Here is a 12,863-nt window from a genome sequence, read left to right as displayed (position 1 = left end):
CGGATAGAAGCTTGAGCGGTGGTTAACAAGGCATTTGGATCGACCGGCGATACCGGGATCGGCTCTACCCCGCCGTGGGGGAGCGATGGTGCGGTCGAGAAGACTCGAACTTCCACGTCCTTTCGGACACAACGACCTCAACGTTGCGCGTCTACCAATTCCGCCACGACCGCACGTGTCATCCACCGGGCGGGCCCGGCGTCTGGTAGGGACGCGCCCCTAGCAAGTCGCCATGTGCGTGGCAATGGGGAAAGCGCACGCTCCGTCGTTCCGCACCGCCGCAAATGCGGAACATCGGACTTATCGACCGTTGCGATGACCGCGCGGGCCGATCGCCGCCTGCGCGGGGATAATGGAGATCGCCTAGCTCGCCTCGCCGACGAAGCTAAGGTCCAGCCGCCGCGAGCTGGTTGGTACGTCGACCTGCGCGGAGTTGAAGTCGATCGCACCGCCGGGCAGCAACGTCCGCTGCTGCGGCGTGATCGTCCAGCTGAACACGATTTTGTTCTGCGAATCGCGCAGGTCGGCGCGAATGTCCGGCACGCGCTGGCGGGTCGAGGAGGGATTCGTGATCCGTCCGCTGACCGCGAACAGTTCCGACCCGTTCGCCATCTTGCGCCGTTCGATCGGATTGTCGGCGATGCGCAGCGGCAGTTCCTCCGGCCCGATCGACAGGCCGATCTGCTGCGCCAGGCCGGGAGCGGTCGTCCAGAGGATCACCGCCACGGCCGCGAGCATCAGCAGCCCGGCCGCCAGGCTGGCGATCGTGCGGATCCGCCCGCTGCCGCGACGCGGCGCGCGGAACGGCGGACGGTGGGCGAAGGCGTCGAAGTCCGCTGGCTCGGGCGGCGCCGGCTCAGGCGCGCTGGCGGCCTGTGCCGGCAGACTGGGTGGTGGAGCGGGGGGGGCGGCGTGCTCCGTCCGCTGCGCGACGGTGGCTGCCGCTTCGTCGCGCGGCGGAGCGGCATCCTCGACGATCGCTTCTTCGGGTTCGTCGGCGTAGGCGACGTCCTGAAACCAGCTGTGCCCGCAGTTCGCGCAGCGCACCGTGCGTCCCGGCGGGGCGATGGCGTGATCCGGCACCAGATAGCGGGCGCGGCATTCGGGACAATCGAGGATCATGGGCGCGGCACCGGCAGGATGGACGGCGCGAATCTAAACACGCGTGTCGTGCCGATGGCAAGCGGCAGTCGCCGTGCTTGAAGCGGTGGCGGCGTGCGTGCAATGGCGACGACGATGGCCGCGATCGTGCAGTTCGAGAATGTGGGCCTGCGCTACGGCCATGGCGAGGAGGTGCTGCGCGACCTCACCTTTTCGCTCGCGCCCGGCGGATTCTACTTCCTGACCGGCGCCAGCGGCGCGGGAAAGACCTCGCTGCTCAAGCTCTTGTACCTCGCACAGCGCCCGGCGCGCGGTACGATCCGGCTGTTCGGGACCGACGTGGCGACACTGACGCGCGCGCGGATGCCGGCGTTCCGGCGACGGATCGGGGTCGTCTATCAGGACTTCCGGCTGATCCCGCATCTGTCGATCACCGACAATATCGCGCTGCCGCTGCGCATCGGCGGTGTGCTGGAGGATGAAGTGCGTGAGGCGGTGGGCGAGATGCTGGCGTGGGTGGGGCTGTCGCACCGGGCCGGGGCGCGTCCCGCGACGCTGTCGGGCGGCGAGCAGCAGCGTGTCGCGATCGCGCGCGCCGTGATCGCGCGGCCTGACGTATTGCTGGCCGACGAGCCGACCGGCAATGTCGATGAGGCGATGGCCGACCGGCTGATGCAATTGTTTGTTTCGCTCAACGGTTTGGGGACGACAGTGGTGGTCGCCACCCACGATGCCCACCTGCTTGGTCGGGTGCCGCGTGCGCATTCGATGCGGATCGTCGAGGGCCGGCTGATCGACGCGGCCGGCGGGTTGCGCTTTTCATCACGCCGGGAACGGGCATGAGCGCCGCGACCGCCCGCATCCTCGATTCCGCGCGGGAGGGGCGCGCCATGGCCGGCGTGCTCGCGATCATGCTGTTCCTGACCGTGCTGGCGGTGGCGGGCGGGATCGGGACCGCCCGGGCCACCGTCGCACTGGGACGGGCGCTGGCGGGGCGGGCGACGGTACAGATCGTTGTCGTCGATGCCGCGGCCCGCGACGCGCTGGCCGCGCGCGTACTCACCGCCCTCCGCGCTTCTCCGCTTGTCACACAGGCGACGCCAGTGCCGCGCGCGGAGCTGGAGCAGTTGTTGGGACCATGGCTGGGCGAAGCGGCGGTGGAGCGCGACCTGCCGGTGCCCGCGTTGATCGATATCGACGTGGCGCCGCGTGCCGGCGCCTTGACGGGGCTGCGCGCGATGCTGGCGCGTATCACCCCCGCCGCGCGCATCGACGCGCATGAGAATGCGGTGGCCGGCGTCGGGGCCTTGCTGTCATCGCTGACCCTGTTGGCGGTGTCGGTGGTGGCGCTGATGGCGGGGGCGAGTGCGGCGATCGTGGTCTTGGCGGTGCGCGCCGGGCTCACGGCGCATCGCATCACGATCGAGGTGATGCACGGGCTGGGAGCGACCGATGCGCAGATCGCTCGGCTGTTCCAGCGGCGGATCGCGCGGGATGCCGCGACCGGCGCGGCGATCGGCGGCGTCGCCGGCTGGGGTGTCGTCGCGCTGCTGGGACGGCGCGCGGCGGCGGCGGGATCGCAGGTGCTGGGCGGCGCGACGCTGGGGCAGGGGGGCTGGATCGCGGTCGTCGCGGCTCCTTTCCTGTTCGTCGCCTTCGCGGCGCTTGTCGCCTATATCGTCGTCGTGCGCGCGTTGGGACGGACGTCGTGACGAAACGGCTGTTCGCCTTGCTGCTGCTCGGCTGGGCGCTGGGCTTCGCGCTGTTCATGTTGGTGCTGCCGGGACCGGCCGACCCGCTGCTGCGTACCGACGGGATCGTCGTGCCGACCGGTGCCGCGGGGCGGATCGCACGCGGACTGGATCTGCTGGAACATGGGCGCGCGCGGCGGATGCTGGTGACCGGAACCGCACCGGGCGTGACCCGCGCAGATCTGGCGCGGGTTGCCGGCCACGGCGCGACAATCGCGTGTTGCGTCGATCTGGGCGCGGAGGCGGTCGACACGCGCAGCAATGCGGAGGAAACCGCTGCCTGGGTGCGGGCACGCGGCTATCGCTCGATCCGGCTCGTCACATCCAACTGGCACGCGCGCCGCGCCGCGCTGGAGCTGGGACCGGCGCTGGGGGCGGGCGTGTCGGTGACGGTCGATGGCGTGCCGGCGCAGCCGACGCTGACGCAGGCGATCAACGAATATAACAAGCTGCTGCTGCGGCGGGTGGTGCTGTGGTGGGAGGAATGGCGGTGAACTGGCTGCGCACGATCGTTTTCCGGGCGATCTTCTACCTGTTTTCGGTGCCGATCGTCGCGACCACGCCGATCGCGGCATTGTTCGGGCAGCAGGTCGTCATCACCCATGCCGACCGCTGGTCGCGGCTGCACCGTTTTCTGATGCGGACCATCCTGGGGATCTCGACGCGGGTCGAAGGGAGCGTGCCCGAGGGGCAGTTCCTCTACGTCGCCAAGCATGAGGCGATGTGGGAAACGCTGGAGCTGCAATTGCTGCTCGGTTCGCCGGCGATGGTGCTGAAGCGCGAACTGATGCGCATTCCGCTTTGGGGCTGGGCGGCGGTGAAATATGGCGCGCTGGTGGTCGACCGCGACGCCTCTTCCAAGGCGCTGCGCACGCTGATGCGAGAGGGCGCCGCCGTGCGCGCGACCGGCCGCTCGGTGATCGTCTATGCCGAGGGGACACGCGTGCCGCACGGACAATGCCCGCCGCTGCGGTCCGGCTTCGCAGGATTGTACAAGGCGCTCGACCTGCCGGTGGTGCCGATCGCGCTGGACAGCGGGCGGCTGCTGCCGAAGAAGGGCGCGAAGCGGGCCGGCGTCATCACGATCCGTATCGGCGCGCCTATCCCGGCCGGTCTGCCCCGGCGCGAGGCCGAGGCGCGTGTCCATGCGGCGATCAACGTGCTGAACGGATAGTCACGCCTTCCCTTCCAGCTTCGCCTTCAATCCCGCCAGCGCGCCGAACGCGCCGGCCTCTTCCTCGCTCAGCACCCCGGCCTGTTTCAGCACCGCTGCCGCATCGGGGCTGCGGGGGAAAGGATCGAGGGCGAGCGCCATCGTCTCCGCCGCCGCCTCGCCCAGATCGATGCCGCCGCCTTCGATCTCGATCGTGTCGAGCGCGTCGCCGGCCAGTTCCAGCTCCTCCTCCCCGGCGCGCGCGGGTTCGACGAAGCGCAGATCGACCGGTTCGTCCACCGCTGCGGGCAGCGGCGCGCCCGTCACCGCGCACGCCTGCACCACCGCCGCCCGCACGCGGCCGCGCGCGGCAATGCCGCCGGCCTCGCGCCGGATCGCGAAGTCGGCCTCCAGCCGGTCGACGGCGATCAGCCCGAACCGTCGCGCCAGCGCGGCGCGCTCGGCCTCGTCGGCGGAAACCGTGACCGGGCGATCCTCTCCGCCGATCGTGTCCAGCCGCTCGATGCGCGAGAATTCCGGAGTCATGGCAATCGTCCTTCCATCAACGCGGGCAGCGGCACCGCGTCCAGTTCGTGGCGCAGCGCGGTCAGGCGGTCGCGGACATGCGCCAGCGCTGAGGGGGCGGGGGCGGCCCCGCGATAGAGGTTGCGAACCAGCGCCGCGTCCAGCGCGCCACCCGCCAGCCCGTCGCGATAGGCGCCCAACCGGCCGCCCAGCATCCCCATCATGCGTCCGACATGTTTGCCCACCACCATGTCGCCGAAGCCGATCTGGCGGACCTGCGCATCCATATCATCGACGAATCGCTCCGTCAGCTGCGCGATCGGCTGCGCACCCCCGGCATCGACCTCCAGCCGCAGCAGCACCATCGCCAGCACCGCCGCCACCATGTCGAACCGGCCATCGAGCGTGTCGGGTACCGCGCCGTCCAGATACCAGTGCGGTTGCCGGGCGCGCGCCACCACCGCATCGTACAGCGGCAGCGCCGCGCTGCGGTCCCGCCGTCCCAGCACCTTCGTCAACCAGCCCAACCGCGCATCCCTTCGTTCATCCGAACCGCACCAGTAACGGCGCGCGCTTGTCTCGCCCCGCCGTCGGGCATATTGAGGCGACTGGCCGCAAAGTCCACGCGCGCCTGTGACCGGAGTACCGATGCGCTCGCTGATCTTCCTCGCCCTGGCCGGCGCTCTCGCCGCGGGCTGCACGCCGCTCCGCTCGCACCAGGGCTATATCGTCGACGCCGATCTGGTGAATTCGATCCAGCCGGGGGTCGATAACCGTCAGTCGGTGCTCGCCACGCTGGGAACGCCGACCTTCGCCAGTCAGTTCAACCAGGGCGACTGGTATTATATTGCGCGCGACAGCCGCAACTATGCCTTCAACGCGCCACGCCCGCGCGATCAGCTGACCATGGAGATCAGCTTCGACCAGGCCGGCAACGTCACGGCGATCCGCAAATCGGGGATCGAGCAGGTCGTCGACGTGTCGCCGTACGGCAAGACGACGCCGACGCTGGGGCGTGAACGTGGCTTCTTCCAGGACCTGTTCGGCAATATCGGTGCGGTCGGCGCGGCGGGCGCCGGCGGTGGTGCCGCCGGGCCGACCGGGCGTAACGGCCAGTAAAGCTGTCGTTTCGCTGACGCGCGCATTCGCGCGACGTTCAGGGCGGGCAGGGCAGATATCCTCCGTCGGAGCGGTCGGGAGCCGCTTCGCGGGAATGGAGGATGTGTGATGCGTAGTCTTGTCACCGCTGTTCTGCTTGCCGGCACGGTATTGCCCGGCCTCGCGGCCTCCGCGCCGGCCACGGCGCAGTCGCGCGAGGACGTGTGGCGCGATCGACAGGATATCCGTCGCGAGCAGCGGCAGCTCGATCGCGCGCGGGAGCGCGGCGACTGGCGCGACGTGCGCGAGCAGCGCCGTGACCTGCGCGAGGCGCGGCGTGACTTCCGCGAGGATCGCCGCGCCTTGCGTGACCGCCGCCAATGGCAACGCGACCGCCGCGAATGGCGTGACGATATGCAACGCTGGCGGGCCGGACATCGCGATCTGTACGCGCGCGGCGGCTGGCGGGCACCGTTCCGCTACCAATCCTTTCGCGTCGGCGGCCGGATCGCGCCCGCTTATTACGGTCCGCGCTACGTGATCGCCGATCCGTGGCGTTACCGTCTGCCGGGTGCGCCCGGTGCGGCGCGCTGGGTTCGGCATTATGACGATGCGCTGCTGGTCGATACCCGGCGCGGCGTAGTGCTGGATGTCGTGCGCCGCTTCTACGGGTAGATCGATGGCCGGGAAACATGCGTTTCCCGGCCGCCCCATGCCGATGCCGTTCGGCCGCGCCGCGGTAACGCTGCGGCGCGGCCTGTACCGGCTTGGGTCGGCACCGGTCCCGAAAGGGGGAAAGGGACCGGCCGGCAAACGCCCGGCACCGGTTTCGGTTCGTTATGGGTTAACGGTTCTTCGAAGTCGTTGCGCTTTTGCCACAGTCTTGCCATCGATCCGCCACCGGGGGGCAGGCGAGCATGGGGCAGGATCATTGATGGCCGCGCTGACCGGCTGTCTCGACACGATGTTGGGCGAAGTGGCGCTGTTCGCCGCGACGATGATTCTGCTGGGCGGAATCGATGATCTGCTGGTCGATCTGATCTGGTGGCGGGTGCGCGATCGCGACGTGGCGCGCGACGCGATCGCCCCGGCGCCGCCGCAGCGACTGGCGGTGTTCGTGCCGGCATGGGATGAGGAGCGGGTGATCGGCGCGATGCTGGCCGCCGCGCTCGACCGCTACGATCATCCCGATTATCGCATCTATGTCGGCTGTTATCCGAACGATCCCGGCACGATCGCGGCGGTCGGTGCCGTGGCGGCGCGCGATGCGCGCGTGCGGCCGGTGATCGGTGCGCGATCGGGTCCGACGACCAAGGCGGATTGCCTCAACGGCCTCTGGCGCGCGCTGTGCGGCGATGACGCAGACGCCGGGCGGATGACTGCCGCCGTCGTGCTGCACGATGCCGAGGATGTCGTGCATCCCGCCGAGTTGCGGGTGTTCGACGATCACCTGCGTGACGCGGCCCTCGTCCAGCTTCCGGTCGTACCGCTGATCGATCCGCGACGCCGACTCGTCTCCGGCCATTATGCGGATGAATTCGCCGAGTCGCACCGCCGCGACCTGGTCGTGCGCTCGGCGCTGGGTGCGGCGCTGCCGCTTGCGGGGGTCGGCTGTGCGATCCGCCGTGACGTTCTCGAACGGCTTGCCGCGGAAAATGGTGTCCCGTTCGAGTCGAATAGTCTGACCGAGGATTATGAGATGGGGCTGCGCGTTGCCGGACTCGGGCTGCCGGCGCGCTTCGTCCGCTGGCGCCAGCGGGGCGAGTTGATCGCGACCCGCGCCTATTTCCCCGACACCATCGACACGGCGGTGCGCCAGAAGGCGCGCTGGGTCACGGGCATCGCGCTGGCCGGCTGGGACCGCACCGGATGGGGGACGGCGCGTCATGTCGCCGATCACTGGATGCGGATGCGGGACCGGCGCGGGTTGCTTGCGGTTCTGGCGCTCCTTGCCGCCTATGCGGCGCTGCTTGGGTGGGGCGTGTCGGCGCTGGTCCATCTATCGTCGGGGACGGCGTCACCCGAGCATGGCGCCGGGTTGCGTGCGCTGCTGATGCTCAACGCCGGTCTGTTGTGCTGGCGGCTAGCGACACGCGCGCGCCACACTGCTGCCGAGCACGGCTGGCGCGAGGGGCTGTGGTCACTGCCCCGTGCGCTGGTCGCCAATTACATCGCCATGCTGGCGGCGCGGCGCGCCCTGTTTCGCTACGTCGCGATTCTGTTCGGCGCTGCGCCGCGTTGGGACAAGACCGCCCATCGATTCCCCGATTCGCTGCCGGGTGCGGGATGACGGGCGGGGGGCGACCGTTACGCTTCCTGGCAATCGTGCTCGGCGGCTGGATCGCGATGCGGATCTGGCTGCTCTGGCCCGAACCGCCGGTGGCGCTTCCCGCGCCGATCCGCGACATATGGCGCGGCGCGGTCGCCCGGCGCGCGGAAATGCCGCCAACCCACGTCGCATCGAACGGGAATGTGACGGCAAGAGCGATTTCCCGGCGGGAGTGGCGGACACTCGCCGTACCGACACCCGCCGCGATCGTCCTTCCGCCCGTCGTCCGCGGGACTGCGGACCCGAAGGGGCGTGGTGATGATGGCGACACGATCGCGTTGCTCGGGATGGTACGCTACGGCGCGCCGGAGCCGGCGGCACCGGGCCCCCGCCGCTGGTCGGCAAGTGGCTGGTCGATCCTGCGCGCTGCGGGGCGCGGCGGCGGGGTCGCCACGCCGCAACTCGGCGGCAGTCAGGCGGGGCTGCGCCTTTCGCGGACCCTCGACGCGCGTGGCCGGTTCGCGATCGCGGCGCGGGTCGCCGCCGCGGTCGACACCCGTCAGCAGGAAGCGGCGCTCGGCATCGAATGGACCCCGACGCGCCTGCCGGTCCGCGTGATCGCGGAGCGCCGCTTCGGTCTCGCGAACATGGCGGGCGGGACCGCGCTCGGCGTCGCCGGCGGGCTCAGCGATCGTCCTCTGCCGGCCGGCTTCCGGCTCGATGGCTATGCGCAGGCGGGGACGATCCTGCGCGATCGGGTCGAGGGCTATGCCGATGGTGCGATCCGTATCGCCCGCCCGATATTTCGCACGCGCGCCGGCGTGACGCTCGATCTCGGCGTCGGTGCGTGGGGCGCCGCGCAGCGTGGTGCGGGTCGGCTCGATATCGGTCCCGCCGCGGCGCTGACGCTGCCGGTCGGCGATGCCACGCACCTGCGCATCGCGCTGGAGTGGCGGCAGCGCGCGCTCGGCGACGCCCGCCCGGCGTCGGGGCCGGCGCTGTCGATCGGCGCCGACTATTGATGGCGTGGCGGCCGAGAAATCGCTAGCGATCGACGGCGCATGGATATCTATCTGCCGATCGCGAATCTGTCGGTAAACGCGCTGGTGATGATCGCGCTCGGCGCGGGCGTCGGGCTGCTGTCGGGCATGTTCGGGGTCGGCGGTGGATTTCTCACCACCCCGTTACTGATCGTCTATGGCATTCCGCCGACCGTCGCGGCCGCCTCGGCGGCGAGCCAGGTGACGGGGGCAAGCATCTCCGGCGTCTTTGCGCATTTCCGTCGCAACGGCGTGGACACCCGGATGGGCACGGTGCTGGTGATCGGCGGCGTGCTCGGCTCGCTGTTCGGGGCGTGGCTGTTCCGGCTGCTCCAGCAATGGGGGCAGATCGATACCACGATCGCGATCACCTACGTGCTGCTGCTCGGATCGATCGGGCTGATGATGCTCAAGGAAGCGGTCGGCGCGATCCTGGTCGCGCGCGGGCGCCGCACCGCCCCGCCGCGCCGCCGGCGACACCATCCCTTGGTCGCCAGTCTGCCGTTCCGGATGCGCTTCTATGCCTCGGGCCTGTATATCTCGCCGCTTGCGCCGCTGCTGCTCGGCTTCTTCACGGGCATCCTGACGATCCTGCTCGGCGTCGGTGGCGGGTTCGTGCTGGTGCCGGCGATGATCTATCTGCTCGGCATGTCCACCGCGGTGGTGGTGGGGACCAGCCTGTTCCAGATCCTGTTCGTCACCGCCGCCGCGACGATGGTCCATGCCACCACCACCAAGGCGGTCGATATCGTCCTCGCCGCGCTGTTGCTGGTCGGATCGGTCGCGGGCGCGCAGGTCGGCGCGCGGTTCGCGGCGCGCGCCCGGCCGGAGTATCTCCGCCTCGCGCTCGCGCTGATGGTGCTGCTGGTCGCGGGACGGATCGCGCTGGGACTGGGGTGGCGGCCTGACGAAATCTATGCCGTGGAACTGGCGTCGTGAGGCGCGTCGCGCTGTTGCTGCTCGCCGCGCCGCTGCTGATGGCGCAGGGCAAGCCGGTGCTGGTTCCCGACGTGTCGCAGCGACAGATCGATATCGCCTACAGCTTCACGGGTGCCGAGCTGCTGCTGTTCGGCGCGATTGTCTTTCCGGGCGGGCGGCTGCCGGTCGGTGACAAGCGGACCGACGTGGTGGTGGTGGTGAAGGGGCCGACCCAATCGATCGTCATTCGCGAGAAGGAGAAGGTCGCCGGAATCTGGATCAACGCCGGGCGGCTGCGCTATCGCTCCGCGCCGTCCTTCTATGCGGTGGCCTCGTCGCGACCGCTCGACACATTGGTCGATGCCCGCACCCGTGCGATCTACGAACTGGGGCTGGACAGCCTGCAATTGTCACCGGCGTCCGCCGCACCGTCGGACGTCCAGGATCGCTTCACGCGCGGACTGGTCGAGCAGCGGACGCGCGCCGGCCTGTTCTATGAAGCGCCGCGCGCGGTCGAGATCACGGACGGCGTCCTGTACCGCGCGCGCGTCTCGATCCCGGCGCGCGTGCCGGTCGGGCGCTTCACCGCCGAAACGTTCCTGATCCGCGACGGTCGCGTGCTGGCGGTCGCGGTGCGGGAGATCGACATCCGCAAGTCGGGCTTCGAGCGTTTCGTCGCGCAGGCCGCCGACCGGCACGAGGTGCTGTACGGCGGTGCGGCGGTGCTGCTGTCGGTGCTGCTGGGTTGGGGGGCGGGGCGGCTGGCGCGCGGCTGATCCACGGTATCTTTACCTGCGGGCCGCTAACGGTCGATCTTCCTAACGGATCGATGCCCGCATGAACGATCTTCCCGCACCCCGCGGCTTCCACGAAGCGATCGCCGCCGCCTTTCCCGATGCCGGGGCGTGGCCGGCTTCCGGGGACGGCGGCGATGCGATCGGTCAGGTCAGCCAGATCGGGGGTGGTCAGGGCGAGGTGACGCTCGATGTCGGGCGCCTCGACCGGCTGCGTGCGGACCCCGACCCGGGACTGGCGATGGCGGGTCAGGTCGGCGGGCAGGTGAAGGTGCGCGTCGGATCGACCTGGCTGATCGCGACGATCCGCTCGTTGCGGCTGGTGCCCGGATCGGCGTCCTCGATCGTCGCGGCGGTCGATTTCCTCGGAGAGGGCGAGGAGGAGCGACTGACCGGTCGACTGTTCGGGTTCCGGCGCGGTGTCACACGCTATCCCGCGCCCGGCGCGGACGTCTTCGCGCTGCGCGCCGGCGACGTGACGGAAATCTACGCCGCCAGCGGACGTGCCGCGATCGAGATCGGTCATGTCCACCCGACGCAGGACGTGCGCGCGGCGCTGTATGTCGACGCGATGCTGGGCAAGCATTTCGCGCTGCTCGGCTCGACCGGCACCGGCAAGTCGACCGCCGCCGCGCTGATCCTGCACCGCATCTGCGCACTCGCGCCGCAGGGGCATATCGTCATGATCGATCCGCACGGTGAATATGGCGCGGCGTTCGGAGAGGCGGGGGCGTTGTTCGACGTCTCCAACCTGCAGATGCCCTATTGGCTGATGAATTTCGAGGAACATTGCGAGGTCTTCGTCACCGCCACCGGCGCGTCGCGGCAGGTGGATGCCGATATCCTCGCCAAGTGCCTGCTCGCCGCCAAGGCCAAGAGCAGGGCGGGGCAGGAGATTGCGAAGCTGACCGTCGACGCGCCGATTCCCTATATGCTCAGCGACCTGACGCAGCTGATCCAGCTGGAAATGGGCAAGATGGATCGCGCCGGCGACACCGCCCCCTATCTGCGGCTGAAGAACAAGATCGACGAAGTGCGCGCCGATCCCCGCTATGGTTTCATGTTCTCCGGGATGCTGGCGGGCGACGCGATGGCGGGGTTCGTGCAGCGGATCTTCCGGCTGCCGGGAGAGGGCAAGCCGATCTCGATCATCGATGTGTCGGGGGTGCCCAACGAGATCACGGCGGTTGTGGTAGCGGTGCTCAGTCGCATGGTGTTCGACTTCGCGATCTGGTCGCGCGGAGAGGCGCAGCGACCGATCCTGCTCGTCTGCGAGGAAGCGCATCGCTACGTGCCGGCCGATGCGCAGGCGCGTGGATCGGTGGCGCGAATCCTCGGCCGGATCGCCAAGGAAGGGCGGAAGTACGGCGTCGCGCTCGGCCTGGTGACCCAGCGTCCGTCCGATCTGGCGGAGGGGGTGCTGTCGCAATGCGGCACGATCATCGCGATGCGGCTCAACAACGACCGCGATCAGGCCTTCGTGCGCGCCGCGATGCCGGAGGGCGCGCGCGGGTTCCTGGATGCGCTGCCGGCGCTGCGCAACCGCGAGGCGATCGTGTGCGGGGAGGGCGTGTCGATCCCGATCCGTGTCGCATTCGACACGCTGGACGAGGGGCAGCGTCCCGCCTCCGACGACCCGGTCTTCTCCGAATTGTGGCGGCACGGCGGCGGCGAGGAGCAGATGATCGCACGGACGTTGCAGCGCTGGCGCGCGCAAGGCCGCTGATTCTACGCCTATTCCTCGACGCCCAGCAACCGCAGCGTCTCGCGATCCGGGCCATCGAAGAAGGTGTCGAGCGCGGTCCGGACGCTGGGGGGCGCGTGGGCGCGATCGAACAGCGTCAGGGAAGATCGTAGCTTCAGGGCGTCGATCCCGCCCATGATCGCCTCGGCGGAGCGGTCGGGATGCATCAGCAGCGCGTCGACGCAGGCCAGGTAACGCGGCCCGAGCAAGGGGTGGGCGAGGTAAGCACCTGCTTCGGCGAGATTTTTCAGTGCAAAAAGGCGGGCGGTATCGCTGCGGCCCAGGCCGGCGAGTTGCGGGAAGACGAACCACATCCAGTGGCTCCGCTTCCGGCCGGCGCGCAATTCGGCAAGCGCGACGTCGAAATGCGTGGCGTGCGCAGTGAGAAATCGCTCGAAATCCATGGGTGCGCAACGTCCATGGCCGCGCGTGGTGCCGCGATCAGGCGATCGCGGCGGTCACGGCGTCGA

General features: G+C 69.6%; 15 protein-coding genes and 1 tRNA gene. 11 read left to right on the top strand and 5 right to left on the bottom strand.

The window, feature by feature from the left end; translation table 11 throughout:
* Nucleotides 1-86 precede the first annotated feature (86 nt).
* A tRNA-Leu gene (locus NS334_RS03010) sits at nucleotides 87-173 on the bottom strand.
* A gap of 190 nt (nucleotides 174-363) precedes the next feature.
* Nucleotides 364-1,122, bottom strand: a complete 759-nt coding sequence (locus NS334_RS03005; protein WP_058754494.1) for an MJ0042-type zinc finger domain-containing protein — start codon at nucleotides 1,120-1,122, stop codon at nucleotides 364-366.
* A gap of 114 nt (nucleotides 1,123-1,236) precedes the next feature.
* Between NS334_RS03005 and ftsE the strand changes: the two genes are divergently transcribed.
* The 4 genes from ftsE to NS334_RS02985 are packed head-to-tail and all read left to right on the top strand — an operon-like array spanning nucleotide 1,237 to nucleotide 4,026.
* On the top strand, nucleotides 1,237-1,944 hold the full coding sequence (ftsE, locus tag NS334_RS03000; RefSeq protein WP_058754625.1) for a cell division ATP-binding protein FtsE: 708 nt from the start codon (nucleotides 1,237-1,239) through the stop codon (nucleotides 1,942-1,944).
* A complete protein-coding gene (locus tag NS334_RS02995) occupies nucleotides 1,941-2,813 on the top strand; it encodes a cell division protein FtsX (RefSeq protein WP_058754493.1) in 873 nt (290 codons plus the stop codon). Before ftsE ends, NS334_RS02995 begins: the two co-directional genes overlap by 4 nt.
* Nucleotides 2,810-3,346, top strand: coding sequence for a YdcF family protein (locus tag NS334_RS02990; protein WP_193752990.1), 537 nt, complete (start codon nucleotides 2,810-2,812; stop codon nucleotides 3,344-3,346). The genes NS334_RS02995 and NS334_RS02990 overlap by 4 nt, the downstream gene beginning before the upstream one ends.
* Complete coding sequence (locus NS334_RS02985; RefSeq protein ID WP_058754623.1) at nucleotides 3,343-4,026, top strand: lysophospholipid acyltransferase family protein; 684 nt, start codon at nucleotides 3,343-3,345, stop codon at nucleotides 4,024-4,026. Before NS334_RS02990 ends, NS334_RS02985 begins: the two co-directional genes overlap by 4 nt.
* Here NS334_RS02985 and NS334_RS02980 read toward each other — a convergent pair whose 3' ends face one another.
* Together NS334_RS02980 and NS334_RS02975 are read right to left on the bottom strand one after the other, a co-directional pair.
* Nucleotides 4,027-4,551, bottom strand: coding sequence for a YceD family protein (locus NS334_RS02980; RefSeq protein ID WP_058754492.1), 525 nt, complete (start codon nucleotides 4,549-4,551; stop codon nucleotides 4,027-4,029).
* Nucleotides 4,548-5,057 (bottom strand): ubiquinol-cytochrome C chaperone family protein, encoded by a 510-nt coding sequence (locus tag NS334_RS02975; protein WP_153002566.1) that lies wholly within the window; start codon nucleotides 5,055-5,057, stop codon nucleotides 4,548-4,550. Before NS334_RS02975 ends, NS334_RS02980 begins: the two co-directional genes overlap by 4 nt.
* A 121-nt stretch (nucleotides 5,058-5,178) precedes the next feature.
* Here NS334_RS02975 and NS334_RS02970 point away from each other — a divergent pair, with 121 nt between their 5' ends.
* From NS334_RS02970 to NS334_RS02940, 7 genes are all read left to right on the top strand, one after another.
* Nucleotides 5,179-5,649, top strand: coding sequence for an outer membrane protein assembly factor BamE (locus NS334_RS02970; RefSeq protein WP_058754621.1), 471 nt, complete (start codon nucleotides 5,179-5,181; stop codon nucleotides 5,647-5,649).
* Nucleotides 5,650-5,757: 108 nt separating this feature from the next.
* Nucleotides 5,758-6,303, top strand: a complete 546-nt coding sequence (locus NS334_RS02965; protein WP_058754491.1) for an RcnB family protein — start codon at nucleotides 5,758-5,760, stop codon at nucleotides 6,301-6,303.
* A 259-nt stretch (nucleotides 6,304-6,562) separates the two neighbouring features.
* The gene (locus tag NS334_RS02960; RefSeq protein WP_083500223.1) at nucleotides 6,563-7,918 is read left to right on the top strand and encodes a glycosyl transferase family protein; all 1,356 of its coding nucleotides are present in this window, start codon (nucleotides 6,563-6,565) and stop codon (nucleotides 7,916-7,918) included.
* Nucleotides 7,919-7,974: 56 nt separating this feature from the next.
* Nucleotides 7,975-8,919: a hypothetical protein gene (locus tag NS334_RS02955; RefSeq protein ID WP_193752989.1), complete on the top strand. Its 945-nt coding sequence runs from the start codon at nucleotides 7,975-7,977 to the stop codon at nucleotides 8,917-8,919.
* A gap of 39 nt (nucleotides 8,920-8,958) precedes the next feature.
* Entirely contained in the window at nucleotides 8,959-9,876 is a 918-nt protein-coding gene (locus NS334_RS02950) for a sulfite exporter TauE/SafE family protein (RefSeq protein ID WP_058754489.1), read from the top strand.
* Nucleotides 9,877-9,914: 38 nt separating this feature from the next.
* Entirely contained in the window at nucleotides 9,915-10,631 is a 717-nt protein-coding gene (locus tag NS334_RS02945) for a TIGR02186 family protein (protein WP_428835031.1), read from the top strand.
* 61 nt (nucleotides 10,632-10,692) lie between these two features.
* Complete coding sequence (locus NS334_RS02940) at nucleotides 10,693-12,375, top strand: ATP-binding protein (protein ID WP_083500222.1); 1,683 nt, start codon at nucleotides 10,693-10,695, stop codon at nucleotides 12,373-12,375.
* Nucleotides 12,376-12,383: 8 nt separating this feature from the next.
* Here the strand turns inward: NS334_RS02940 and NS334_RS02935 are convergent, their stop codons facing one another.
* Nucleotides 12,384-12,797 carry a DUF1810 domain-containing protein gene (locus NS334_RS02935; protein WP_058754487.1) on the bottom strand — a complete coding sequence of 138 codons (414 nt, stop codon included), beginning with the start codon at nucleotides 12,795-12,797 and terminating at the stop codon, nucleotides 12,384-12,386.
* Between the last annotated feature and the right edge of the window lie 66 nt (nucleotides 12,798-12,863).

This window comes from Sphingomonas endophytica (assembly GCF_001476895.1).
Taxonomy (GTDB): Bacteria; Pseudomonadota; Alphaproteobacteria; order Sphingomonadales; family Sphingomonadaceae; genus Sphingomonas; species Sphingomonas endophytica_A.
This window is presented reverse-complemented; position numbering and strand designations above follow the sequence as displayed.